At 35.5% G+C, this 3,604-nt stretch carries 4 protein-coding genes and 1 pseudogene; all 5 read right to left on the bottom strand.

Annotation, left to right across the window (positions count from 1 at the left end):
* Positions 1-68: 68 nt before the first annotated feature.
* Positions 69-509: a single-stranded DNA-binding protein gene (gene ssb / locus PVV57_RS09810; protein WP_273783992.1), complete on the bottom strand. Its 441-nt coding sequence runs from the start codon at positions 507-509 to the stop codon at positions 69-71.
* 713 nt (positions 510-1,222) lie between these two features.
* A complete protein-coding gene (locus PVV57_RS09815) occupies positions 1,223-1,663 on the bottom strand; it encodes a hypothetical protein (RefSeq protein ID WP_273719601.1) in 441 nt (146 codons plus the stop codon).
* Between the two features lie 81 nt (positions 1,664-1,744).
* Positions 1,745-2,260: a Rha family transcriptional regulator gene (locus tag PVV57_RS09820; protein ID WP_273783993.1), complete on the bottom strand. Its 516-nt coding sequence runs from the start codon at positions 2,258-2,260 to the stop codon at positions 1,745-1,747.
* Positions 2,261-2,553: 293 nt separating this feature from the next.
* Positions 2,554-2,943, bottom strand: a complete 390-nt coding sequence (locus tag PVV57_RS09825; RefSeq protein WP_273719588.1) for a hypothetical protein — start codon at positions 2,941-2,943, stop codon at positions 2,554-2,556.
* Between the two features lie 225 nt (positions 2,944-3,168).
* A pseudogene (locus PVV57_RS09830) lies at positions 3,169-3,604 on the bottom strand (hypothetical protein); the annotation flags it as partial.

The raw sequence follows: 3,604 nt of genomic DNA on the forward strand, positions 1-3,604 counted from the left end.
AGCATCTGATTTTGTATCAGAAGATGATGATGTACATACCATCCTGCTAATTTCATCCACACACCACCTTAAAAAGGAACATCATCATTCATAACGGTATGGGGTGTATCAAGAGGTCTATAAATGCTTCTGTCATAAGCAGATGACTGCTCTTGATCATCATCATTTTTGCCATCTAAAAGCTTTAACTCGCCTTTGTACTGAGGCAATATGACTTCTGTTGTATATCGTTCAATACCGTTTTTATCTTGCCATTTACGAGTTTGTAGTCGCCCCTCGATATAAACTTTGCTGCCTTTATTGAGATACTGGAGTGCTATTTTTGCCAAATGCGGATTAAAGACGACAATGGAATGCCATTCTGTTTTATCTACTTTCTTATTGGTTGCCTTGTCTGTGTAGCTTTCAGACGTTGCCATACGAAAATTGACCACCTCGATACCTGATGACATTGTTTTGCTTTCTGGATTTGCACCTAAATGACCAATTAAAATCACTTTATTAAGCATGTTTATAAGTTCCATTAAATGATATAAAGATCATAACATACTTTAAGTGTTTTTACAATATTTTCAATGATTAAAAAAGATATTTTCACATAAAAGATTAAGATTTAAAAGCGACTTTTCTATTGCATTTTGATACGTTTTGTGCAATAAAGAGATGTTCGTATACTTTCGAATAACAATACAACAGTCATGCATTGCAAAACAGAAGCCGTGTCAAGAAATTGGCACGGTTTTAATGCATTTAAATTGAATAGAGAAAACCAGCCCCCAGCATAAAAGAAAGCCTCGTTACGTAAACACATAACAAGGCTTTCACGACTTTTCAATTTCTCAGGTCATACAATATGTAGTATATTATGTGTAAAATTACAAGCGTTAATACACAAAAAAACCGTGTCAAAACTAATTGGCACGGCTTTGTTTTGTAGCGATTTTTAAAAAGGTTCTTAACCTAAGGAACGGTTAAAATACAACGTTACAATAACGCTGCGAATTAATACTAACATGATACATTTAAAGATGCAATTTGATAGAAAATACACTTGCGTTTATACACAAAATATGTGATTTATCAGTTAGTTTGTTTATAGCAAATTCCTTACTAATATAGTTTTGAATAGAAAAGCCGCGTCTTTAAAGGACACGGCTTTCTTTTAATTATATCTTTTAGAATATGCCGCAGCCGGTTTAATCAATTCCTCTACAGTCTTTATCTATCTACAAAAGGATATTAAACCTGTAGAAATCTCTTTTCTTCCTGTAACCCATGCCCCCAAAATAAGTTGCGTATCTCCAAAAACACGCGCCCTGCCACCAATAATTGACTTTCCATAAGCACGTACATTGCCATAAACCTTTGCAAACCCATTAACACACGCCTCATCACAAATTATTGCATTTTCAAAAACCTTCGCATGCCCCCAAACCATAGCAGCATTATAAACCTTGGCATCATCCCCAATCCAGCAACTGCCATCATGTGATAAGTTGTATTCACTTTCAATAAAGCCCCCTAAATCTCCTTTTTTAACACCTCCAAAACTTCTTAAAGCTCTAATGCGATAAAGTGTTCTAACTCTACCATAGAGATGGTCTTTAACTTCTGTAGTTTCATCAGTAAGTTCATATTTTCTAGATACAGTTGTCGTGGTCATAGGTAGCTCCCTAATCTAACATTTGAATAAATTTTTAATGAAATGGTTATAAGGAGGCGCCCCCGCACCGCCGCTGCTTTTTTATGCTGCTTTTACAACAGCGTTTGTTAAAACACGCTTGGCTTCTGTTGTAACCAATTTGTAATGATCAAGCTCTTTTTGTAAATCATTTACATACGATAAACGCGCTGCAATCATTCCCAAAACTTTACCAATTCCCTCAGGAGCCTTTAAACTTTCATAAGAAAACAAATCATTATCTCTAGAGAATAAATCATGATTTTTTGATTGGCTTTTTAATTCATAAAAAGCTTTAACAAGCGCCTTTTTAAATGCACGCACCGTGTCATTATTGCGCATATATGTCATGAGCAAAGTTGCTTGTGATTCATTAAGAATAGCAACTTCTCTTTTTTGTTTTCCACCCTTCGTTTTAAAGGGTAGCATTTCAAATGCGACCCTTCCAAATTCTTCAAAATCTTTAATATTTTTACGAACCAACTGTATAACTGTTTTATGCGTATTACCCACTCCCTCAGCAATTTTAAAAGAAGTTGTGACAGCAATACCATTATTGATTGTTACTAAATTGTTCATTTGAAATTCTTTCTTATCGTAATAAGGTTCCTATTGACACCCTTATAGGGCGCCGGGCGCTAGAAACACGGCGATAAGTCCGCTGTATGCTTTTCCCTCGCGAAGGGTCTTGTATAGCATGACCACACCCGGCATAATCATTATACGCTCTTAAAGCATAAAAGAAAGCCAGTATTTTAAGAAATGGGAGAAACCTTTTCGTGGTTTACCCGCCTATCGCTAAGTGTTTCTACACACTTGCTACTCTTCTAAACGACCTTCCCTTTAAAGTCAATACGTATTTTTTATTTTTTTCACTTTTTTTCATTTTGATACCTACCTAATTGAATATCAAGTGCTTTCTCTAGTTCACTGTCTATATCATCATAAGTTTTCACTGCTTTCACTGTACGTTTTTTGATTTTCTTATTCACCTCATCTATCAGCGCCTCATAACTCAAAACGCTTCTTGGCAAATCACCTCCGTATATCCACGCTTTCACTTGCGCTTTTGTACTGTAATCAATATTCGTCGGCATCTCATGATACTGACCACCATCGAATTCCTCATATTCCCTCATACCATCATCATATTCGTAAAGATTATAAAAATACTCAGCTACCCCTAATCCCCATGGTGCATGACCGACCGCCGTTGCAACCCACTTTTTTTGCCCTTTCTGTTTACGTTTTTTTAAAAACATCTGATTTAATATCCCCTTGCTTAAATCCATAACTTTACCAATGGGTTTATTTGCCTCAAAATGGACCGTACAGTAGCATTTTTATTTTCAATGTTTTTTATCATAAAAATCTAAAATCGCTCTGTACGGTACTTTTTTAGCTGTTTAAACCCATATCTATTCTCAAAACAATCAGCACTTTTCACTATTTTGCTGTTTTTTCAAATGCAACTAAATACGATTTCATTATGTTGCAAATGAACTGATAGGCTCTATATTTCTGATATATTTTGCCAAGCTCTCTGTTAGTGGTTTACAGCATGTGATTGTATATCTTTCTTTCATTTCTAATTCTGCGTGTCTCTTAGCTACCAATCCATATTTCGGGTGTGTAATCCAATTATTCCAAGCGCTTTGCCAATCGCGTTCATGAGCATTTCGACATGGGTTGGCTTTTGAAAAGCGTACAAATTTTTCATATTCTGATAACGCTTCATCATGCGTTAATCCTTGATCGATTGCGTATTGCAAATCGGGTTTGAAATCTTCAAACATGCTTTCAACTTCTTGTTTTTCCCTCATTTTCTTGTCTTTCTCAAAAAAGTTTGCTTTCTCTGGAAAATAAGCAGGCATTATCTTGTCAACGATTTCTGAAAGTTGTTTGCCAACCTTTTTACCTTTT

The organism is Bartonella sp. AU15XJBT (assembly GCF_028618615.1).
Lineage (GTDB): Bacteria > Pseudomonadota > Alphaproteobacteria > Rhizobiales > Rhizobiaceae > Bartonella.